This window comes from Caulobacter zeae, assembly GCF_002858925.1.
GTDB lineage: Bacteria > Pseudomonadota > Alphaproteobacteria > Caulobacterales > Caulobacteraceae > Caulobacter > Caulobacter zeae.
In genome coordinates, this window is sequence record NZ_PJRS01000005.1 from 1 (window position 1) to 19,659 (window position 19,659).

General features: G+C 65.3%; 20 protein-coding genes. 10 read left to right on the forward strand and 10 right to left on the reverse strand.

Going from position 1 to position 19,659, the window contains the following annotated elements; all coding sequences use genetic code 11:
* Positions 1 to 234 precede the first annotated feature (234 nt).
* Positions 235 to 1,875 carry a phosphoglucomutase (alpha-D-glucose-1,6-bisphosphate-dependent) gene (gene pgm / locus SGCZBJ_RS01365; RefSeq protein ID WP_101716249.1) on the forward strand — a complete coding sequence of 547 codons (1,641 nt, stop codon included), beginning with the start codon at positions 235 to 237 and terminating at the stop codon, positions 1,873 to 1,875.
* A 62-nt stretch (positions 1,876 to 1,937) separates the two neighbouring features.
* Here pgm and SGCZBJ_RS01370 read toward each other — a convergent pair whose 3' ends face one another.
* Both SGCZBJ_RS01370 and SGCZBJ_RS25320 read right to left on the reverse strand, forming a co-directional pair.
* Entirely contained in the window at positions 1,938 to 2,291 is a 354-nt protein-coding gene (locus tag SGCZBJ_RS01370; protein WP_101716250.1) for a GFA family protein, read from the reverse strand.
* A 913-nt stretch (positions 2,292 to 3,204) separates the two neighbouring features.
* Positions 3,205 to 3,474 carry a hypothetical protein gene (locus tag SGCZBJ_RS25320; RefSeq protein ID WP_133149158.1) on the reverse strand — a complete coding sequence of 90 codons (270 nt, stop codon included), beginning with the start codon at positions 3,472 to 3,474 and terminating at the stop codon, positions 3,205 to 3,207.
* Between the two features lie 481 nt (positions 3,475 to 3,955).
* On the opposite strand from SGCZBJ_RS25320, the gene SGCZBJ_RS01375 reads away from it, so the two are divergent.
* Genes SGCZBJ_RS01375 through SGCZBJ_RS01390 form a run of 4 tightly spaced genes read left to right on the forward strand, consistent with a single transcriptional unit; the run spans position 3,956 to position 9,942 of the window.
* Positions 3,956 to 7,327, forward strand: a complete 3,372-nt coding sequence (locus tag SGCZBJ_RS01375) for a response regulator (RefSeq protein ID WP_420808141.1) — start codon at positions 3,956 to 3,958, stop codon at positions 7,325 to 7,327.
* A 7-nt stretch (positions 7,328 to 7,334) separates the two neighbouring features.
* Entirely contained in the window at positions 7,335 to 8,159 is an 825-nt protein-coding gene (locus SGCZBJ_RS01380) for a CheR family methyltransferase (protein WP_101716252.1), read from the forward strand.
* Positions 8,156 to 8,734 (forward strand): chemotaxis protein CheB, encoded by a 579-nt coding sequence (locus SGCZBJ_RS01385; RefSeq protein WP_101716253.1) that lies wholly within the window; start codon positions 8,156 to 8,158, stop codon positions 8,732 to 8,734. The genes SGCZBJ_RS01380 and SGCZBJ_RS01385 overlap by 4 nt, the downstream gene beginning before the upstream one ends.
* Positions 8,731 to 9,942, forward strand: a complete 1,212-nt coding sequence (locus SGCZBJ_RS01390) for a hybrid sensor histidine kinase/response regulator (RefSeq protein WP_101716254.1) — start codon at positions 8,731 to 8,733, stop codon at positions 9,940 to 9,942. The genes SGCZBJ_RS01385 and SGCZBJ_RS01390 overlap by 4 nt, the downstream gene beginning before the upstream one ends.
* Here SGCZBJ_RS01390 and SGCZBJ_RS01395 read toward each other — a convergent pair.
* The 4 genes from SGCZBJ_RS01395 to SGCZBJ_RS01410 form a co-directional block, all read right to left on the reverse strand.
* Positions 9,939 to 10,238: a hypothetical protein gene (locus tag SGCZBJ_RS01395; protein WP_101716255.1), complete on the reverse strand. Its 300-nt coding sequence runs from the start codon at positions 10,236 to 10,238 to the stop codon at positions 9,939 to 9,941. The two genes, SGCZBJ_RS01390 and SGCZBJ_RS01395, sit on opposite strands and share 4 nt — an antisense overlap.
* A gap of 566 nt (positions 10,239 to 10,804) precedes the next feature.
* Positions 10,805 to 11,314 (reverse strand): hypothetical protein, encoded by a 510-nt coding sequence (locus tag SGCZBJ_RS01400; protein WP_133149159.1) that lies wholly within the window; start codon positions 11,312 to 11,314, stop codon positions 10,805 to 10,807.
* A gap of 88 nt (positions 11,315 to 11,402) precedes the next feature.
* Positions 11,403 to 12,233 carry an NAD(P)H-hydrate dehydratase gene (locus tag SGCZBJ_RS01405; RefSeq protein ID WP_101716257.1) on the reverse strand — a complete coding sequence of 277 codons (831 nt, stop codon included), beginning with the start codon at positions 12,231 to 12,233 and terminating at the stop codon, positions 11,403 to 11,405.
* Positions 12,230 to 12,991 carry a histidine phosphatase family protein gene (locus SGCZBJ_RS01410; RefSeq protein ID WP_101716258.1) on the reverse strand — a complete coding sequence of 254 codons (762 nt, stop codon included), beginning with the start codon at positions 12,989 to 12,991 and terminating at the stop codon, positions 12,230 to 12,232. The genes SGCZBJ_RS01405 and SGCZBJ_RS01410 overlap by 4 nt, the downstream gene beginning before the upstream one ends.
* A gap of 537 nt (positions 12,992 to 13,528) precedes the next feature.
* Here SGCZBJ_RS01410 and SGCZBJ_RS01415 point away from each other — a divergent pair.
* Positions 13,529 to 13,873 (forward strand): helix-turn-helix domain-containing protein, encoded by a 345-nt coding sequence (locus SGCZBJ_RS01415; RefSeq protein ID WP_101716259.1) that lies wholly within the window; start codon positions 13,529 to 13,531, stop codon positions 13,871 to 13,873.
* A gap of 58 nt (positions 13,874 to 13,931) precedes the next feature.
* Here SGCZBJ_RS01415 and SGCZBJ_RS01420 read toward each other — a convergent pair whose 3' ends face one another.
* Together SGCZBJ_RS01420 and SGCZBJ_RS01425 are read right to left on the reverse strand one after the other, a co-directional pair.
* Positions 13,932 to 14,417 carry a limonene-1,2-epoxide hydrolase family protein gene (locus SGCZBJ_RS01420; RefSeq protein ID WP_205685298.1) on the reverse strand — a complete coding sequence of 162 codons (486 nt, stop codon included), beginning with the start codon at positions 14,415 to 14,417 and terminating at the stop codon, positions 13,932 to 13,934.
* 108 nt (positions 14,418 to 14,525) lie between these two features.
* Positions 14,526 to 14,912: a limonene-1,2-epoxide hydrolase gene (locus SGCZBJ_RS01425; protein WP_101716261.1), complete on the reverse strand. Its 387-nt coding sequence runs from the start codon at positions 14,910 to 14,912 to the stop codon at positions 14,526 to 14,528.
* Positions 14,913 to 15,071: 159 nt separating this feature from the next.
* On the opposite strand from SGCZBJ_RS01425, the gene SGCZBJ_RS01430 reads away from it, so the two are divergent.
* The gene (locus SGCZBJ_RS01430) at positions 15,072 to 15,959 is read left to right on the forward strand and encodes an AraC family transcriptional regulator (protein ID WP_101716262.1); all 888 of its coding nucleotides are present in this window, start codon (positions 15,072 to 15,074) and stop codon (positions 15,957 to 15,959) included.
* 104 nt (positions 15,960 to 16,063) lie between these two features.
* Here SGCZBJ_RS01430 and SGCZBJ_RS01435 read toward each other — a convergent pair whose 3' ends face one another.
* A complete protein-coding gene (locus tag SGCZBJ_RS01435; RefSeq protein WP_101716266.1) occupies positions 16,064 to 16,987 on the reverse strand; it encodes a LysR family transcriptional regulator in 924 nt (307 codons plus the stop codon).
* A 129-nt stretch (positions 16,988 to 17,116) separates the two neighbouring features.
* Between SGCZBJ_RS01435 and SGCZBJ_RS01440 the strand changes: the two genes are divergently transcribed.
* From SGCZBJ_RS01440 to SGCZBJ_RS01450, 3 genes are all read left to right on the forward strand, one after another.
* The gene (locus tag SGCZBJ_RS01440; protein WP_101716263.1) at positions 17,117 to 17,869 is read left to right on the forward strand and encodes an SDR family oxidoreductase; all 753 of its coding nucleotides are present in this window, start codon (positions 17,117 to 17,119) and stop codon (positions 17,867 to 17,869) included.
* A 26-nt stretch (positions 17,870 to 17,895) separates the two neighbouring features.
* Positions 17,896 to 18,504 carry a cysteine hydrolase family protein gene (locus SGCZBJ_RS01445; RefSeq protein WP_101716264.1) on the forward strand — a complete coding sequence of 203 codons (609 nt, stop codon included), beginning with the start codon at positions 17,896 to 17,898 and terminating at the stop codon, positions 18,502 to 18,504.
* A gap of 65 nt (positions 18,505 to 18,569) precedes the next feature.
* Positions 18,570 to 19,247: a glutathione S-transferase family protein gene (locus SGCZBJ_RS01450; protein ID WP_101716265.1), complete on the forward strand. Its 678-nt coding sequence runs from the start codon at positions 18,570 to 18,572 to the stop codon at positions 19,245 to 19,247.
* Positions 19,248 to 19,413: 166 nt separating this feature from the next.
* Here the strand turns inward: SGCZBJ_RS01450 and SGCZBJ_RS01455 are convergent.
* On the reverse strand, positions 19,414 to 19,659 hold a 246-nt coding region (locus SGCZBJ_RS01455), incomplete at its 5' end, for a tyrosine-type recombinase/integrase (RefSeq protein ID WP_165799210.1).

Consider the following 19,659-nt stretch of genomic DNA (forward strand, 5'->3'; position numbering starts at 1 on the left):
GGGCGACTACGTGATCGCCTACGCCCTGCCGAAAGGCTGAGCCATGGAGACCTGGACGCCTTACTGCGGCGCCGGCCCCTCGCCGGCCGATATCTGGAGCCGCTGGAACCTGGACCCACTGCTGCTCGGCGCGGCGAACTTCACGCCGCCAGATACGAAAGCGTCGGCGGCCCCTTTGCTGGAACCTATCCGAAGCCAGCGCATATTAGCCGCCAGTCATTTTCGGGGAAATCCATGCACGAACACGCTGGGCGCCGCGCGCGCGCCGAGGACCTGACCGACGTAGACGCCCTGGTCCGCGCCTACGCCGATCGGCAGCCGGACATGAGCGACGTCGGCCAGCGGGTCGCCTTCGGCACCTCGGGACACCGCGGCTCCAGCGCCGACGGCGCCTTCAACGAAGGCCACGTCCTGGCGATCACCCAGGCCATCGTCGAGCATCGCGCCGCCCAGGGGATCAACGGGCCGGTATTCGTCGGCCGCGACACCCACGCCCTCTCCGAGCCGGCCTGGCGCTCGGTCCTCGAGGTGCTGGCCGGCAACGGCGTCGAGGCCCTGATCGACGCGGCCGACGGCTTCACGCCGACTCCGGCCGTCTCGCACGCCATCCTGACCCACAACCGCGCCCACCCCGGCCAGGCCGACGGCATTCTGCTGACCCCGTCGCACAACCCGCCGCGCGACGGGGGCATCAAGTACAACCCGCCATCCGGCGGTCCCGCCGGCGGCGAGATCACCTCGGCCGTCGCAGCCCGGGCCAACCAACTTCTCGAAGGCGGGCTGCGCGACGTCCGCCGCGTTCCGTTCGAGCGCGCCAAGGCGGCGGCCAAGGGCCATGACTTCCTCGGTCGCTACATCGACGACCTGCCCTCCATCCTCGACCTGGACGCCATCCCCTCGGCCGGCGTGAAGATCGGGGCCGATCCCCTGGGCGGGGCGAGCGTCGCCTACTGGGGCGAGATCGCCGACCGCCATCGGCTGGACCTGACCGTGGTCAACGACAAGGTCGATCCGCAGTGGGCCTTCATGCCGCTCGACAGCGACGGCAAGATCCGCATGGACTGCTCGTCGCCCTGCGCCATGGCCAACCTGATCGAGATGATGAAGGGCCAGACGCCGTTCGACGTCGCCGTCGGCAACGACGCCGACGCCGACCGCCACGGCATCGTCACGCCGGACGGCGGCCTGATGAACCCCAACCACTATCTGGCGGTCGCCATCGCCTACCTCTTCGCCCACCGTCCGCAGTGGGGCCAGAACGTCGCCGTCGGCAAGACCCTGGTGTCCTCCTCGATGATCGACCGGGTCGTGGCGGGCCTCGGCCGCCGCCTTCTGGAGACGCCCGTCGGCTTCAAGCACTTCGTCCCCGGCCTGCTGGACGGATCGGTCGGGTTCGGCGGCGAGGAGTCGGCCGGCGCGGCGTTCCTGCGCAAGGACGGCTCGGTCTGGACGACCGACAAGGACGGCATCCTGCTGTCGCTGCTGGCGGCGGAGATCCAGGCCGTCACGGGCAAGAGCGCCAGCCAGCTCTATGCCGGCCTGGCCGAGCAGTACGGCGCGCCCTCCTACGCCCGCATCGACGCCCCGGCCGATCGTCGGCAAAAGGCCCGCCTAGCCGCGCTCAGCCCGTCGGACGTGTCGGCCAAGGTCCTGGCCGACGAGACGATCACCAGCGTCCTGACCGCCGCCCCGGGCAACGGCGAGGCGATCGGGGGCCTCAAGGTCACCACCGGCAACGCGTGGTTCGCCGCCCGCCCCTCCGGCACCGAGGACGTCTACAAGATCTATGCGGAATCGTTCCTGGGTCCCGACCACCTGAAGGCCGTGCAGACCGAGGCCCGCGACCTGGTCGGCAAGGCGCTCGCCACGACCTAGCGCTTCCCGCATGCTCATGCGCAACCCGTCCGAAGCACGGGCGCCGGGGCGGCGGCGATCGTTCAGTCTCCCTGCCTGCTGGCTTCAGACTGCGGAACCCACAGCGGCTCCAGCCAAGGCTCCCGATGTCTGGCCCAGCTCTCGTACTGCGGAACAAAGACGCCGGCCTCGTCGAAGCGGCCAAGGGATACTTCGTACTCGCGCGTTTCGTCCGCGCCGGCGTTCTCGGCGAAGACTCTGGAACCGCAGCGTGGGCAGAAGTAGCGGACATAGCCGGGCGAACTCGACCAACCGACAACATCACCCTCGATGGTCACCTGGCTTGGGGCGAACACGAAAAAAGGGTTGAACGCCGATGCATGGGCCTTGCGGCAGGTCAACCGCGCGGCAAGGCTCTCCGGCTCATCTTCGTTCAAGGCTTATCCAGGTTTCGCGCCAAGTCGCCTCCTTCTCTATCGCCTTTGCCGCCCGGGAGACAACGCAAGGCGCGGCTTTGCCCGCTCGTCCCATCCAGGCGGAGCCGCCTCGGCGTTGACCGCCTTCACGGCCATGAAACCGATCCGGCGACATGTCCGCCGTGGCCGCCCCGGCTACACCCTCGTCGCCCGCCAGCAGGACGGTCGCACCGCCGCCAGAGGCATCGATCGGTCCTCGCGAACCGGAACGCCTCGCGAATGGCGCCTCGCGGCCGACGGGGCCAGAGCGCCACTTTCGCTTCCCCCTTGGTGACGATCTTGGCCCAAAGTCGGGCCCTTCCAACGGAGGCGTCCACTCGATCGCGCCCGCGCGGCTTCAAACCGTCATAGAGCGGAAAGACGCGAACGATTGGGAACAAGCGCTACCGTTCAGGATTTGATCCTCCGTCAAATCACCTTTGACGAGCCGCCGCTCTGTTCCCCCTTCGGGGCGGCGTCAGCAGGGAGGACGGACGATCCGCCAGGAGCGACCGTCCTCCTCTGTACTGGGCTCTGGCGCATGCACGTTGTCGCTGGAGCCCATATCTTCCTCCGGCAGGAGCTATTGCGCCAAGGAGCCCGCCGGTTCGTCCTTGCAGACTTCCACTCTGCGGTCAGCGTGAGCTTTCAGCGCGCCGAGCGGCCTTCAACGCCGCCAAGTAGGCGCGAACTCGTGAGACGTTCACGCCCATCAGTGGACTCCAGTACGCAGCGGACCGGTCGTTCATCTCTACCTCGTAACCAGCATGTTTTTTCCTCTTCGAAGGAAGTCTCAGCAATGACTGGCGTTCCCTCTTGCGGATGAGCGCTCGCCGCCCACGATCTCTATCCATGGCGAAGCCGCGCCCCTTTTTGGCCGGCCATCTCGCGGCGCTCAGGCAGCCTGGGCTGTATTTTCAGGCTCGATGAGCGACACGCCGCCGGCCGCCACGCACCAGCGTCCGACCAATCGCTCCAACCGGTCATAAACCCATACTTCTCCGGCCCCATGCATGGCGTGCGCCTGCCGGGCCAGCGCCATCGCACGACGCTCGGCCTGACCACCGCTTTCAAAGCATGTGACTTCACCGCTGTCGGCGTTCGACAGGCGCCACCCGCTGTCGGGATTGGGCTGAACGATGAAAACGCCGAGTGCGCCGCGCATGAGGTCCTCGAAAGAATGGCCAGCGCCAATCGGCGCAGTACTGAGCCGCCCAAACGTCGCTCGCCTCGAACCCGTTCCTAGTGCGTTGATCCTCACTCCCCCTCCCGGTTGGAGGCCGAACCAGTGGTGAAGCCTTGGCGCCTTCGTGCGGCGTCCGGAAGCGGTTCGAAAGGGATATCGCCGCGCCGCCAACCAGGCCCGATTGGCGGTGAGGTTCTCTCGACGATTTTATTTCACCTGTGCGATGGGAACCTTTGTCTTAGCATCGCATTTGCACGCCAGCGTTCGCCGGGGGAAAAGATGAATTTCGTACGATCGTCATCATAGGCGTTGATCGCCCGCGATTTCCCGGCGCGCCCAAGCGACTTTTCCCTCCCCTTTTTCATTTCTTGCGCGCGGTTGGCGTGCCTGGCGTTCGAGTTCAATGCCCCAGAACACTTTTCGTCGCGCCGGATCGCGGGCCGACGTAGATCTTTGGACCATGCTAGGCATGGTCCTGGTTTTGGCCTTCTTCCTGATCAGCGGGTCGATCGCCTTCCGGAACATCCAGGTGCTGCGCAACAACAACCAGATGATCCTGCACTCGCATCAGGTGCTGATCGCGCTGGATGATCTGCTGTCGACCGCGCAAGACGCCGAAACCGGGCAACGCGGCTATCTCCTAACCGGCAACGACCGCTATCTGGAACCTTACCAGAGCGCGGTCACGGCCGCCGGCTCACGCATTGAGGCGGCCAGATCGCTGACCACCGACAACCCCGTCCAGCAGGCCAATATTCGCCAGTTGGAGCGGCACATCGACGCCAAGCTCGCCGAACTGGACGAGACGATCAAACTACGCCGGGTGAACGCCCAGGCCGCCCTGGCGGTCGTGGCCACCGATCGCGGCAAGACGGAGATGGACGCCATACGCAGCCAGCTCGATGTCATGCGGCGCGAGGAGGACCGGCTGCGTGACCTGCGCCTGGCCGAGATGGACCAGGCCTATCGCACGGCGACGGCGAGCGGTGTGCTTTCGGGGCTGCTGGGCGCGATCCTGACCATCGCCGTCTTCGTCCTGGTGCGCCGGGCCGCATCGGCCCGCGCGCGCGAAGACTGGCTCCAATCCGGCCAGGTGGGCCTCTCCGAGGCGATGATGGGCGACAAGTCGGTCGAAGGCTTGTCCGAGGCCATACTCGCGTTTCTGTCTGACTATCTTGGCTTCCAGGCCGGGGCGCTGTTCAAGGGTGAGAACGGGTCCTTCTACCGCGCCGCCGCCCTGGGCCTTCCAGCAGACGCTCATTCTCCGCTGCGGTTCGACCTCAAGGAAGGTCTGCTCGGCAAGGTCGCCGCCGAGGGCCGCTCGACGATCGTTCGCGACGTCCCTGACGGCTACATGACGATCGGTTCGGCGCTCGGCCACGACAAGCCGCGCCACCTCGTGCTGGTGCCGACCCATGCCGACGAGACGGTGAACGCCGTCCTCGAGCTGGGCTTCCTGCATCCGGTCGACGAGCGGGTGCTTCATCTGCTCGATCAGGCGGCCGCCTCGATCGGCATCGCCCTGCGTTCGGCCCGCTACCGCGCAGAGCTTCAGAACGCCCTGGAGGAAACCCAGCGACAGTCGGAGGAACTGCAGGTCCAGAGCGAGGAGCTTCGCGTCTCCAACGAGGAGCTGGAAGAGCAGAGCCGGGCGCTGAAGGAAAGCCAGGTGCGTCTGGAACAGCAGCAGGTCGAGCTTGAGCAGACCAACAGCCAACTGGAAGAACAGGCCCAGACCCTGGAACACCAGAAGGATGCCCTGGAGCGCACCAGCGAAGAGATCACGCTGAAGGCGCGTGAGCTCGAACGCGCCAGCCAGTACAAATCTGATTTCCTGGCCAATATGAGCCATGAACTGCGCACGCCGCTCAATTCCATGCTTATCCTCTCGGGCCTGTTGAAGGACAACCCGGACGGCAACCTCACGGAAAAGCAGGTCGGTTTTGCTCAGACCATCGTTTCCTCGGGAAATGATCTCTTGGTGCTGATCAATGACATTCTTGATCTGTCCAAGATCGAGGCGGGCCACGTCGAGGTGTTGGCCGAGCCCCTGTCCCTCCAGCGCCTGAGTTCGGATCTGAGTGGACTCTTCCACCCCATGGCTGAAGATCGCGGACTGGGCTTTGAGATAGATCTCTCCCCGCAGACGCCGCATACAATCCACACCGACCGCCAGCGCCTTGAGCAGATCCTCAAGAACCTGCTCTCGAACGCCTTCAAGTTCACCCAGACGGGCGGCGTGCGTCTGGCCATAGCGCCCAACCTGGCGGGCGGACTGTCATTCAGGGTCGAGGACACCGGCATCGGCGTCCCGCCCGAACACCAGGAGAGCATTTTCGAGGCTTTCCGGCAGGCCGACGGCACCATCAGCCGGCGCTATGGCGGCACCGGTCTGGGCCTTTCCATCTCGCGCGAGCTGGCGCGCCTGCTTGGCGGCGCCATTACCCTGGAGAGCCGCCCCGGCGAGGGCAGCATCTTCACGCTCAGCATCCCACTGGCCTACGATCCTTCGCAAGTCTCGCCCCGCCAGGCGCTGGTCGCGGCGCAGAACCCAGCGCCTGACCTGTCTTCGTCCACGCCCATGCAGAAGGCCAACCTGCCAGCCGCCAGCGTTGAGGACGATCGCGACCGTCTCAGCAGCGCCCGCCGCGTCCTGTTGGTGATCGAAGACGACGCCGCCTTCGCCGCCATCGTTCGCGACCTGTCGCGCGAGATCGGTTTCCAAGCCCTGGTGGCGGGAACGGCCGATGAAGCGCTGACACTGGCCCGACAGCTCAAACCCAGCGCCGTCGTGCTCGACGTCGGCCTGCCCGATGAATCCGGCCTGATGGTGCTCGATCGGTTGAAACGTGACGACGCCACCCGCCACATCCCGATCCATGTTGTTTCGGCCAACGACCATGCCCAGACCGCATTGTCGCTGGGCGCTATAGGCTACATGGTCAAACCGGTTCGCCGGGAGGATCTGACGGAAGTCCTCCACGGCCTGCAGGCCAAGCTTTCCAGCGCCGTCAAACGCGTGCTGGTCGTCGAGGATGACGTAACTCAACGCGAGGCCGTGCGGCATCTGCTGTCTGCGGGCGACGTCGAGACGGTGGGCGTCGGTACGGCCGCCGAGTGCCTTGAGGCGCTACGCGCCCAGACCTTCGACTGCATGGTGCTGGACCTGTCGTTGCCGGACGCCTCGGGCTATTCGCTCCTGGAAACACTGAGCCAGGACAGTGAGCGCGCCTTTCCTCCGGTGATCGTCTACACCGGCCATGACCTGTCGGCCGACGACGAGCAGCGGCTGCGCCGCTACTCCAGTTCGATCATCATCAAGGGCGCCAAGTCGCCCGAACGGCTGCTCGACGAGGTGTCGCTGTTCCTGCACCAGGTTGTTTCGGAATTGCCGCCCGAGCAGCAGAAGATGATTCAGAAGGCGCGCAACCGCGACGCGATGCTCGAAGGGCGTCGGATCCTCATCGTCGAGGACGACATCCGCAACGTCTACTCGCTGACCAACCTGCTCGAACCCAGAGGCGCGATCATCCAGATCGCCCGCAACGGCCAGGAGGCCATAGAGGCCTTGGACCGCGCCTCGCAGGACTCGTCTGCGGCGGTCGATCTGGTCTTGATGGACGTGATGATGCCGGTCATGGACGGCCTGTCGGCAACCCGCCAGATCCGCCAGGATCCTCGCTGGCGCAAGCTGCCGATCCTTATGCTGACCGCCAAGGCCATGCCCGACGACCAGGAGCGCTGCATCGCCGCCGGCGGCAGCGACTACATGGCCAAGCCCATCGACGTGGACAAGCTGCTCTCGCTGGTCCGGGTCTGGATGCCGAGATAGTCTTGCCGTGCCCGAAGACATCGTCGACCTCGAAATCCAGCTGCTGCTGGAAGCGCTCTATCAGCGTTACCATTACGACTTTCGCCACTACGCCAGGGCGTCGTTGAAACGACGCCTGACGCAGGCGCGTGACCAGCTGGGCTTTCCCACGCTCTCGGCGCTTCAGGATCGCCTGCTTCACGACGCGGCGTTCCTGCCGCGCCTGCTCGACTACCTGACCGTGCAGGTCAGCGAGATGTTCAGGGACCCGTCCTATTTCCGCGCCTTACGAGAGAACGTCGTGCCGCACCTGCGCACCTATCCGTCGTTGAAGGTGTGGGTCGCCGGCTGCAGCAACGGCGAGGAGCTCTATTCGATGGCGATCCTTTTCCGCGAGGAAGGCCTTTACGATCGCACGCTGTTCTATGCGACCGACATCAATCCCGAAGCCCTGGCGGCCGCGGAGGCTGGTGTCTATCCGCTCGACCGTGTCCGCAAGTTCACCCAGAACCACCAGCAGTCGGGTGGGCGTTCGTCGCTGTCTGACTACTACACCGCCGACTACGGCCGGGCGGCCTTCGACAAGAGCCTGCGCGAACGGGTGGTGTTTTCCGACCACAGTCTGGTGACCGACGCGGTCTTTGGCGAGATGCACCTGATCTCCTGCCGCAACGTGATGATCTATTTCGATCGCCCCTTGCAGGACCGTGCGATCGGCCTTTTTCACGACTCCCTCGCCCGCAAGGGCTTCCTGGGCCTGGGCTCGAAGGAAAGCCTGCGCTTTTCCGCCCACGCCGAGGCCTTTGCGGCCTTCACGCCGAGCGAGAAGATCTATCAAAGGCGCGATCTATGAGCGCGTCGCCCCCCAGGGTCGTCGTCATCGGCGCCTCGGCCGGTGCGGTGCAGGCGCTGATGGCGATCCTGCCCCCCCTTCCCCACGACTATCGGCTGCCGATCCTCGTGGTCGTGCACGTCCCGCCCGATCGCGACAATGTCCTGGCGCCTTTGCTCGAGGCCAAATGCCGCCTGACGGTCAAGGAGGCCGAGGACAAGGAGCCGATAGCCGGCGGCGTGGTCTATCTGGCGCCGCCGGACTATCACCTGCTGGTCGAGACCAACGGCGCCCTGGCCCTGTCGGCCGACGCGCCCGTGAACTTCTCCCGCCCCTCGATCGACATCCTGTTCGAAAGCGCCGCCGACGTCTTCTCCGACGGTCTGGTGGGCGTGGTGCTCACCGGCGCCAATCAGGATGGCGCGGCGGGCCTGCGCGCGGTGGCCAAGGCCGGCGGCGTGGCGATCGTGGAAAATCCGGCCAGCGCCCAGGCGTCGGCCATGCCGCAAGCCGCGCTCGCAGCCACGCCGACCGCAGCCGTCATGTCCCTTGATGCAATCGCATCCTACCTCCTGAGTTTGGGAACCGAGCGATGATCGCCGATCCGCCGATCAACTTCCTCCTGGTCGATGATCTGGACGAAAACCTCCTGGCGCTAGAAGCCTTGCTTCAACGCGACGGGCTCCACTGTCTGAAGGCGCGCTCGGGCGAAGAGGCGCTGGAGCTGCTGCTGGTCCACGACGTGGCCCTGGCCCTGCTCGACGTGCAGATGCCCGGCATGGACGGTTTCGAGCTCGCCGAGTTCATGCGCGGCAGCGAACGGGCCCGCCATATCCCGATCATCTTTCTCACCGCTGGCGCAGCCAACCTTCAACGCCGCTTTCGGGGCTATGAGGCCGGGGCCGTGGACTTCATCCAAAAGCCCATCGAGCCCACTATTCTTCGCAGCAAGGCCGAGGTGTTCTTCGATCTCTACCAGCAGCGCCAGCAGATCGAGCGCCAGCGCGACGAGCTGGAGGCGCTGGCCCAAGCCCTGCGGCGCGCCGACCGTCACAAGGACAATTTTCTAGCTGTGCTGGCGCATGAGCTGCGCAATCCGGTCGCCGCCCTTGGCGGGGGCCTGCACCTGCTCAAGAAGGACATTCCAGCCGAGCGCGCCAAGGACATCCGTATCCGTATGGACAGGATGCTGGCGCACCTTTCCCACCTGATCGACGATCTGCTCGATGTCTCTCGCGTCAGCCAGGGCAAGATTTCGCTCAAGAAGGAGCAGGTCGAACTCGGCGATGTGCTGAAATCCGCGATCGAGGCCAGCCAGCATCATATCGACGCGGCCGGCCACGTGTTCGTCACCGATCTGCCGCCAGGCGAGATCTGGCTCGACGCCGATCACACCAGGCTGGCCCAGATTGTGGCCAACCTCCTCAACAACGCCGCCAAGTACACGCCGCCGGGCGGAACCATCACCCTATCGGCGCGGCCGATGGAAGAGAACGTGGAGATTCGTATCGCCGACACCGGGGTCGGCGTGCCGCGAGAGATGCAGGCCAGAATCTTCGAGATCTTCGCCCAGGTCGAGGATCACCTGACAAAGGCCCAGGGCGGTCTTGGCATCGGCCTGGCGCTGGTTCGTCAGCTTGTCGCCCTGCACGGCGGTACGATCAGTGTCGAAAGCGCCGGCGAGAACCTCGGCAGCACGTTTACCGTGACGCTACCAGTCCTTCGGATCTCGAGCGCAACAAGCACTGAGCCCGCCGCGACTGTCGGTCTAACACCCCACCCCGGAAGCGACGCCGAAATCTAGGACCGAGTGCTGACCCGCGCGCGGACGTAAACGGTGCGAGGACCGCGCAGCAGCAAGCCGAGCAGAACGCCTAAGCCGATGGCGGCCGTAAGGGCCAAGGCGGGCTTGTCGCGCACCTTGCTCTCGATCAGGCGCAGCCCGTCCTGGACGTGCTCACGGCCGCCCTCGTAGAGCTCCTCGGCGCCGCCCTTCAGGCTTCCATAGGCGTCCTTGGCGTGAGCGCCGGCTTCCTCGAACTTGCCCTTGGCCTTGGCGCGGTGGCGGGCGTCCAGCGAAAGCGGTCCGGTAACGGTCATGAGGCTCTCCCAGCTCTGGCGTGAACACCGCCGCCACCTGTCAGCGGCGCGGCTGCAACTTGCAACTGACAACCTTGCAAGAGCGCCGACGTTCCAACAGGGGGTCGCTGGCCACGCCGCCGAGGACGCGTCGGTCCTGCAAAGCTCCGCCCGGCTCGCGCCATGAGGCGGCCGGCCCCTGCAACGCGGCTGCCTGTTGGCCTTGGAGCAGCGAAGCGATCACTGAGCGCCTGCCCAAAGGCAAGGCCTGCTGGAGCCCTCAGCCAAGGCGAGCGTTGGCAGAGATAGAGAAAGCCAGAGAAGACGCCGTGACCAATTGCCGTCCTTCGACATCCAGCCAGACCCCAACTGAAATTCCGCCCATGCCGACCAGGCCGGAGTTCGACGATCCCGTCATGCCGTTCGCAGAACCGCGGCCCGCCCCGCCAATGCCGGCTCCAGGCGACGGTCGAGCGTACGACACTCCGCCCCGGACCGATGACAAGAGCTCGCCCGAGCGAACCGGCGAGGTGAAGGCGCCAGCCTCCAAGGCCGCGCCCAAGACCACGGCCCGCAGGGCCTCCTGATCACGCCTCGCCGCCTGAGGCCTCATAGGCTCGCCTGGCCTCGACCACGCCCTTCTCGGCCTTTGCCCGGTCCTGGCGCCATCGTCTGCGAGAGGCTTTATCCTCTGCGTCCAGGGCCTCGCGGCGGCGCCGGATGTCAGCCTCCTCCTCCGCCCGTCGCTGATTGACCGCCGCCAGCGCCCTTTCGGCCTTCGCCAACGCCGAGCGATCGGGCCTTGGCTGCACCGCTGGCCCCTTCGTCCCGGCCACGACCTTGAGCCTCGGCGGCCCAGGCGCCGCAGGCGCCCTGGGCAGGGCCGGCTCGAGGCTGAACGCATCGCGGGAGCCGATGGCGCGGCGTAGCGGAACGCCAGGATTGGCCAGGGCCGCATCGGCGTTGGCCTCATCCTTGCTCACCCTGGCCCGCCCTTCGGCGAACAGATTCTGGCGAACGCCCCAAGCGGCCAGGGCGGCGGCTTGGTTGGGCGCAGCGACGATCGTGTCGAAAAAGCCGATCTGGGCGGCGTACACCTTCAGCTTCCGGGCCGGCGGGGCTTTGGCCATGATGTCTCACCACCCCGCGCGGCGCACATCGCACATCCGTGCTGGCGGCGAACGCTCAGACATGGAGCAGCCGTGGTATCTCGGCGGCGATCTCTCGCGCCAGGAAGCCCAAGGCGCCGACCCGCTCAGCCAGGCGCCTGCCTGCCTCCCCATGCAGATAGACCCCCCAGGCTGCGGCTTCGAAGGGATCAACGCCCCGCGCCAGCACCCCGGCGATCACCCCCGCCAACACGTCCCCCGATCCGGAGATCCCAAGGCCCGCGCCGCCGCCGGCGTAGTACGCCAATCGTGCTTGCGGCGTGGCGATCACGGTTCTGGCCCCCTTCATCACGACCACCGCCGAAAACCGGCGCGCTGCCTCCTTAGCGGCGCTGGCCGGGTCGGCCTCGACCTCAGCCTTTTCCGTTTCCAGCAGCGTGGCCATCTCCCCAGCATGCGGGGTCAGTATACGTACATCGGGGCCTGGACAGGCCGCCGCCGCCAGACCGCCGGCGTCCAGGACCAACGGCGAACGCACATGCAGGCATAGCGCCTTGGCCAAGCGCCCTAGATCCGCCTCCATGCCAGGACCGATCAGGACGGCGTCAGCTTGGCCAAGAGCCTGGAACAGCGCGTCATCGGCCTCCTCATCGCGCGGCAAGCCCAGGACACGCGCCTCGGGCACAATCAGGCTCATCATGGCGACCGCCTCGGCGGGCGCTGTCAGTTGCAGCTTACCGGCTCCGGCGCGTAGAGCCGCCTCGCCGGCGAGACGACCAGCGCCGAGGAGCGCCACGCCGCCCCCGACCACGAGCACCCTGCCGCGGGCCTCCTTCCCCCCCTCCCCTGGATGCGGCAGCGGGTGGTCCCTGGCCCAAGCAGCGTCTATCGTGATCGGCGGGCTCATCTGGCCGCCACATTGGCGTCGGGCGCGGCGGTGACCGCCGTCTCGCCTTCCAGCGGCGCGGTGAAGTTATAGCGCACCAGCCGCAGCCCCCCGTCGGCGCCCTTATCGGGGTCGAAGCGATACTCGGTGACGCCGCAGTTGGCGATGTCGGCCAGGCGATCGATCTTAAGGATTTCGTCCTCGGTCAGGCTTTCCAGAAGATAGCGTAGACAAAGGACGACGACCTGATGGGCGACGATGAGGACTCGGTCCCCGGCGTGGTGCAGGCTGATGGTGTCCAGCAGACTGCGCAGGCGCAGGATCACGTCGCACCAGCTCTCACCGCCGGGCGGCCGGTGATAGAACTTGCCGAGAAGACGACGAAATTCCGCCTGTTCCGGGAACCTGGCCTCGATGCCGATCCGGGTCAGCCGGTCGAGCACGCCAAACTCCTTCTCGCGCAGACGCTCGTCGATGCAGAACCGCTGGTCGGGGCGCTCAAGACCGCCGGCCGTCCTGATCGCCTCACCGGTTTGGACGGCCCGTCGGTAGGGAGAGGCCATCATGGTGCGAGGACGCTGGCTGGCGGGCATGGCGGCGAACCAGCAGCCCAGAGCGTGCGCCTGTTGGTGACCAAGCGGGCTCAGCGGCACGTCCATGTCGCGATCGGCAATATCGATGAGGCCAAGCCCGGCGGCGTCCGCGGCGTCTCGCGCGACATTTCCGGCGCTCTGGCCATGGCGGACGATCCAGAGCACGGCGGGCCAACGTTTTTCCATGTACGAACAACTCTTCAGGCCCCGTGCGGTTCGCCTGACACGCCTATCCCCAGCCCGTCTTGAGCAACACTCGGCGTATCGGCGCCGTCCCTTGAACGCGGCGCCCCGGCTGGACCGGGGCGCAGCGGCGCTCAAGCCTAGGGGCGAGCGGTCCAGGACGAGCCTGGTATCTAGATGCTGGAGCGGCCTGACGCTGACCGGCGTCAGGCCATCACTGTTTCGAAAAGCTGGAAGAAGGTCGGGCGATTGATGTGTGATCAGCCTCGGCGACAGTCGCTTCCAGACGGAAAGACGATCGAAAGTCGCAGTGCATTTCGTCAGGCATGACAACGCCTCCGCTGTTGGCTCGTTCACACCGCCAAGGCCGCTCCTGCTTCAGCGGATGCTTGAAAGGACTACGTCTCAGAGCGTCGCTTGTTCCGCACACGAAACAAGCGCCATCGCGCGAGTGGAAAAGCCGAGGCCTGGATGTCGACGCCTTCAGCGCCTTGATCGTGGACCAACTTTCCTGGCCAATGACGCAACCACGGAGGGCGTATGAAGGAGCTTGCGGCCAAGCCGGCCCTGGACCGGCACATCGGCGCCTTGCTGCGCGGTCATCGGCGCGCCAAGGAAATCTCGCAGCATGATCTGGCCGCCACGGTCGGCCTGACCTTCCAGCAGATCCAGAAGTACGAGTGCGGCGAAAACAGGATCAGCGCTTCAAAGCTGGTCGAGATGGCCCGCGCTCTGGACGTTCCCATCACAGCGTTCTTCGCGGGCCTGGAGACCGCTTATGGCGACGACCTGCTGTCGCGGTTCTGCTCGATACGGAGCGCCGGGTCGCGCCAGAAGCGGACCTTGCATCGCCTCCGTGAAGGCGACTTTCCGACCAAGGCTTGAAGCGTAGGAAGGGTGTGAAGGCCGACCGACCGTTCACCGCCAATGCCTTTTAGAGGACCTAACGTTTGTCGGCGGACACCTTCGTGGCGAAGTTGATGTCGAAGTAGTCGCGCCAGGCCACGATCTTGTCGCCCTCGACCTCGAAGATGCCCATCAACCGAGCTGCGGCGATCTCGCTGCAGTCGGCGCGCACGAAGCGGTCCACGCGCTCGGTCAGCACGCGATTGCCGTCCGCGGCGATGGCGAGGATGTCGAAATGGACCGCCGCGACGGCTTTTGACCTGCTGGGTCGCTCCAGGAACGCGATCGCTTCTTCGATTCCCGTAGTCTTCGAAACGCCTTCGTTGATCCAGACCGTCTTGGGCGTAAACCAGCGCCGGATGGCGGCCTTGCCATTGTCCTCGGGGAAAGCCGCGGAGAAGGCGGTGACGGTTTCGATCGGCGTCGGCATTTTACCGTCTCCAGCCTTGGCGGCTTCGAGTGGTCGAGACCAGGCGGCCGTGGAAAACATCACCGCCACCAACGTTATGAGCACGCGCCTCATCCGAAGGGCCTCCTTTTCTCGACGCGGAAGATTTGACGTCGGCGGGCGCGCCGCGCCGGGACGAAGAAATACGCCCCCGCCCCAGCGCGTCGTCCGCAAGCCGGCCTATCAGCCGGCGGCGAACTTCGAGATGGCGTTGACATCGAAGTAGTCGCGCCATTCGACGATCTTGTCGCCTTCGACCTCATAGATGCCCATGATCATCACGCGTCCGATTTCGCTGCCGTCGGCGCGCTCGAACCGGTCCAGCCTTTCGGTGAGGACGCGCGAGCCGTCGGCGGCGATCGCGAGCATGTCGATATGGACCGTGGCGATGCCCATCGTCGTCTCCAGTTCGTCGATCATGGCGATGGCCTCATCGACACCGGTGGTGACGGAAACGCCTTCATTGACCCAGCGGGTCTTGGGCGTCAGCCAGCGACGGACCGCCGGTCGTCCGCCGTCTTCTGAGAACGCGGCGCAGAAGGCCGAGACAGTCTCGACGGGCGTGGGCATGGCAGCTCCTTTGGGAAAAACGTGGAGGCCTGGGCGGCCCCTATACCGAGCCTGAATATGAGTCTCGGACCGCGTCGCCGCGATGCCGGATCGTCCGTGACACTTGCCTGATTTTCCGGATCGATCGATAACTCCGGGCAATCGGGGCAAGGCGGCGCGATGAACGAGCTGGACGAGATCCGCGCCATGGCGCTGCGTCACGCCGGGCGCCACAACCCTCAGCTCACAAGGCTGTTCGCCTACACCCTTGATCATACGACCGAGATCGACCCACTGATCTACGAGCCCGCGGCCTCCCTGGTGATCCAGGGGGTGCAGCGTATGTTCATCGGCGACCAGATGTTCGAGTACGGCCCTGGCCAGAGCATGATCGTCGCGGCCGAGATCGCCGCCTTGGGGCAGATCTGCGAGGCCTCGGAGGGAAAGCCCTTCGTGGCGATCGGCCTATTTCTAGACCAAGCCCTGCTGTCCCACCTCGTACTCGAAATGGCCGCGATCCCGGAATTGCCGATCGAGTCGGGCTACGGCGTCAGCACCGCGAGCCCACCGCTCCTTGGCGCCTGGCGACGCCTTCTGGAGTTGCTTGATCGCCCAGCCGAGATCCTCTTGATGGCCCAGCCCTTGGAGCACGAGCTGATGTTTCGGCTGTTGATGGGGCCGCATGGCGCGCTGCTGCGCCAGATCGCCGGATCAGACTCCCGGCTCTCGCACATCCGAAAGGCCATGACCTGGATCCGAGACCACTACACCGAGCGCCTCAATTTCAAGGCGGTCGCCGCGCTGGCGGGCATGAGCGTATCGGTCTTCTATGATCGCTTCAAAGCCGTCGCCGCCGTCAGCCCGCTTCAATATCAGAAGTACATTCGGCTCCACGAAGCCCGCCGTCGCATGATCGCCGGCCAGGCGGGCGCGGCCGAGGTCGCATTCGCGGTGGGCTACGAAAGCGCCTCGCAGTTTAGCCGCGAGTACAAGCGCCTCTTCGGCGCGCCGCCAGCCCGGGACGCCGAACGCGCCAAGGCGAGCTTGGCGCGCGTCGGTCGGCCCTAGTCGGGCGGTAGCCTCCTCTCCACCCGCGGAATTTGCATCTTGTCCTGGCGTGGCAACGCGTGGCCGATGTCCTTTTGGCTTACCCGGCGCTCCAGCCTGGAGGTTCACTTCTGGTCGTCACCTGCAATGGAAGGCGACAGACGCATATTAAGGGTCTCGACCTTGGAAAATGCCGCGGCCATGTAGTCCATGAACACCATGGCGCGACGCGGAAGAAGGCGGTTGGCTACATAGAGGATGTGGATCGGGACGGGTTCGGCTTCGTATCCCGTAAGGATCCGTTGGAGGCGACCGCTCTTCAGGCCCTCTTCAAACAACCAGTGCGGGCCAAGTGCGACGCCCAAGCCAGCCAGGGCGGCCTCCCGCGCCGCTTGTGGAGCGCTCACGCGAAGGCGGCCCGACACCGCGACCTCGACATCGGCGAAGCGCCAGGTCGCGCCTGTCGACAGCAGGGAATAGACGATGCAGTCATGGTGCTTCAGATCCTGTGGGGTTTGCGGCGTCCCGCGCGCGTCCAGATAATCGCTCTGCGCGACGCAGATGCGGGTGAAGAGGCCGACGCGCCTCGCGCGCAGGGCGCTGTCGCTGAGATGTCCGATCCGCAGCGCCAGCTCCACGCCGTCATCGATGAGATTCACGAAGCGATCGGAAATCTGCAGGTCGAGGTCGAGGTCGGGATAGGCCCTCAGAAACTTGGGAACCTGCGGCATGAGAAATTCGTGGGCGAAGGCCGTGGGGCAGGCCACCCGTAGCAGCCCGGACGGACGCACGTCGCTCTTCAACGCCGACTCCGCTTCGCTGACGGCGTCTAGAATGCGTCGGGCCTCGACATAGTAGCGCTCGCCTTCCGGCGTCAGGTGCAGCTTTCGGGTCGATCGCTGCAAGAGCCGTTGCTGGAGATGGGCTTCCAGGGCCGCCACATAGCGGCTCACGTTCGGTTGGCTGAGACCCATGTCTCGCGCGGCCGACGAAAAGCCGCCGGTCTCCACCGTCCTGACGAAGCACTCCATGGAGAGTAGTCGGTCCATCCTGTCCAATCATGCGAAAAACGTATGAAACATATGCAATCTGCCCAACTTATCTTGATTTGAGCATGAGCGCATCTTGCAAACCACGAGGCCGAACTCAGTCGCCTCACGGTTTTCAAGGATCGCCCCATGTCTCGCCTTTCCGGCAAACGCACCCTCATCACCGGCGGCACGAGCGGCATCGGCCTGGCCACCGCCAAGAGCTTCCTGGCGGAGGGCGCCCGCGTCATCGTCACGGGCGTGAACCCCGACAGCCTGGCCAGCGCCCGGGCCGAACTGGGCTCGGGCGTCACCGTGCTGGCCGCCGATTCCGCGAGCGTCACGGCCCAACGCGACCTGGCCGCGGCCGTCGCCGCCGAATACGGCCAACTGGACGTGGCCTTCATCAACGCCGGCGTGTCGGTGTGGCAGCCCATCGAGGCCTGGACCGAAGAGGCCTACGACCGCTCCTTCGCGATCAACGTCAAGGGCCCCTACTTCCTGATCCAGTCGCTGTTGCCAGTCTTGGCCAACCCCGCGTCCGTGGTCCTCAATACCTCGATCAACGCCCATGTCGGCATGACGAACTCGTCGGTCTATGCCGCGACCAAGGCCGCGTTCCTGAGCCTATCGAGAACGCTGTCGAACGAGCTGATCGGGCGTGGCGTTCGCTTCAACGCTGTCAGCCCCGGCCCGGTCGAGACCCCGCTCTACGACAAGCTCGGCATACCTGACGCCTATCGAGACCAGGCGACCCAGGCGATCGCCGCCACCATTCCGCTCGGCCGCTTCGGCTCGCCCGAGGAAGTGGCCAAGGCGGTGCTGTATCTCGCCTCCGATGAATCGGCCTGGACCGTGGGCGCCGAAATCATCGTCGACGGCGGACGCACCCTGAACGGCTGAACAGACAAGACGACAGGAGAGCGAAGATGACGAACTCGAACATCGAGCCCAAGAGCGCGCTGATCCTCATCGAGTACCAGAACGACTGGTTGGCCCCCACCGGCAGTATCAATCCGCAGTTCCAGGACCGCGAGCAGATCCAAACTGCGATCGCCAACTCTGCGGAGGTCCTGGCCGAGGCCCGGCGCCGCGACATGGAAGTGATCCACGTCATCATGGTGCTGGAGCCGACCTACAGGATGCTGGGAAAGGCCAAGTATGGCCTGCGCGCCATGATCCCCGCCTACGGCTCCTTCCTCGGCCAGCAGACGGACTTCTTCCCAGGCTTCGAACCTGGCCCCCAGGAGTATGTGATCAGCGAGCGCACGGTGGGCAGCAGCGCTTTTGCCGCCACCACCCTGGACAGCTACCTGCGCAACAACAGCATCGAAGACCTCTATGTGATGGGCTTCGCGCTCAGGCAGTGCGTCGAGTCGACCGTGCGCAACGCCCACGACCTCGGCTACCACACCAACGTCATCTACGACGCGTCGGCCGCCTTCACGAAGGAGCAGCAGACCTCGTTCCTGACCGACATCATCCCCTTCTACGGCAAGGCGACCACGACGCAGGATTTCCTGCTGACGCCACAATAGCCAGCCGTGCGCCCAGCTTCACCGCAGTGAGGCTGGGCCCTATTTCCTCTCAGATTGAAATCGCGATGACGAACTCCAGACTGACGCTGATCAGCCACCCGCTCTGCCCGTTCGTGCAGCGGGTCGCCATCGTGCTGCGCGAAAAGCACATTCCCTTCGAGCAGGTCCAGATCGACCTGAACGACAAGCCCGACTGGTTTGTCGCCATGTCCCCCGCCGGCAAGGTGCCCTTGCTCAAGGTCGAGCGCGATGCCGCCCCGGCCGTCGTATTGTTCGAGAGCATGGCCATCTGCGAGTACCTGGAAGAGGCCTACCCCTACCACCCCATCCATCCCGCCGATCCCCTGGCGCGCGCTCGACACCGGGCCTGGATCGAGTTTTCGTCCGCGATGCTGATGGACGCATGGGGATACCTGAACGCCGTCGAAAAGACCGTCGCCGCGACCAAGGCCGCTGATCTCAGGAAGAAGCTGGAGCGGTTCGAAACGGTGCTGTCGGATGAGCCCTATTTCGCCGGCGCCGCCTTCAGCATGGTCGATGCCGTGACTGCCCCGGTCTTCCGGTATTTCGACATCCTGGGAGACGATGTCCCTCACGATATCTTTGGCGGGTTGAGCCGTGTCGCGTGGTGGCGACACGCCCTGGCCGAGCGCTCAAGCGTCCGCGACGCCGTCATGGCGGACTATGGCGCCCGTTTCCGCACGCACTTGAGAGATCATGCCACTCTTTTGGCGTCGGGTTAGGCGTGGCCTTGCAGCCTAAATGTAGACGGCAAAAGGCGGCGGCGATCTGCTCGATACGGAGCGCCGGCTCGCGCCATTTGCTGCCGTTAGCGCGCCTCCAGAAACACGACATTCATGAGCCAGTCGTGCCAGGAGGTTTCGCCACTAGACGGGCGGAATTGGCAGTCTAAAGGTCGATCTGCTCGGACATCTCGAGGGCGTCGTCGACCTCAATGCCGAGGTACCGGACCGTGCTCTCCAGCTTGCGGTGCCCAAGGAGCAACTGGCAGGCGCGCAAGTTGCCTGTCTTCTTGTAGATCATCGCAACCTTGGTCCGCCTGAGACTATGGGTGCCGTAAGCTCTCGGTTCGAGCTCGATCATCGATACCCACTTATCGACGAGCCTGGCGTACTGCCGCGTGCTGACGTGATC

Coding starts and splice junctions, on each gene's coding strand:
- SGCZBJ_RS01445 (WP_101716264.1), top strand. CDS start 17,896: ATGACGAACTCGAACATCGAGCCCAAGAGCGCGCTGATCCTCATCGAG.
- SGCZBJ_RS01405 (WP_101716257.1), bottom strand. CDS start 12,233: ATGAGCCCGCCGATCACGATAGACGCTGCTTGGGCCAGGGACCACCCG.
- SGCZBJ_RS01415 (WP_101716259.1), top strand. CDS start 13,529: ATGAAGGAGCTTGCGGCCAAGCCGGCCCTGGACCGGCACATCGGCGCC.
- SGCZBJ_RS01385 (WP_101716253.1), top strand. CDS start 8,156: ATGAGCGCGTCGCCCCCCAGGGTCGTCGTCATCGGCGCCTCGGCCGGT.
- SGCZBJ_RS01390 (WP_101716254.1), top strand. CDS start 8,731: ATGATCGCCGATCCGCCGATCAACTTCCTCCTGGTCGATGATCTGGAC.
- SGCZBJ_RS01425 (WP_101716261.1), bottom strand. CDS start 14,912: ATGCCCACGCCCGTCGAGACTGTCTCGGCCTTCTGCGCCGCGTTCTCA.
- SGCZBJ_RS25320 (WP_133149158.1), bottom strand. CDS start 3,474: ATGCGCGGCGCACTCGGCGTTTTCATCGTTCAGCCCAATCCCGACAGC.
- SGCZBJ_RS01450 (WP_101716265.1), top strand. CDS start 18,570: ATGACGAACTCCAGACTGACGCTGATCAGCCACCCGCTCTGCCCGTTC.
- SGCZBJ_RS01420 (WP_205685298.1), bottom strand. CDS start 14,417: ATGAGGCGCGTGCTCATAACGTTGGTGGCGGTGATGTTTTCCACGGCC.
- SGCZBJ_RS01440 (WP_101716263.1), top strand. CDS start 17,117: ATGTCTCGCCTTTCCGGCAAACGCACCCTCATCACCGGCGGCACGAGC.
- SGCZBJ_RS01435 (WP_101716266.1), bottom strand. CDS start 16,987: ATGGACCGACTACTCTCCATGGAGTGCTTCGTCAGGACGGTGGAGACC.
- SGCZBJ_RS01395 (WP_101716255.1), bottom strand. CDS start 10,238: ATGACCGTTACCGGACCGCTTTCGCTGGACGCCCGCCACCGCGCCAAG.
- SGCZBJ_RS01375 (WP_420808141.1), top strand. CDS start 3,956: ATGCTAGGCATGGTCCTGGTTTTGGCCTTCTTCCTGATCAGCGGGTCG.
- pgm (WP_101716249.1), top strand. CDS start 235: ATGCACGAACACGCTGGGCGCCGCGCGCGCGCCGAGGACCTGACCGAC.
- SGCZBJ_RS01430 (WP_101716262.1), top strand. CDS start 15,072: ATGAACGAGCTGGACGAGATCCGCGCCATGGCGCTGCGTCACGCCGGG.
- SGCZBJ_RS01410 (WP_101716258.1), bottom strand. CDS start 12,991: ATGGAAAAACGTTGGCCCGCCGTGCTCTGGATCGTCCGCCATGGCCAG.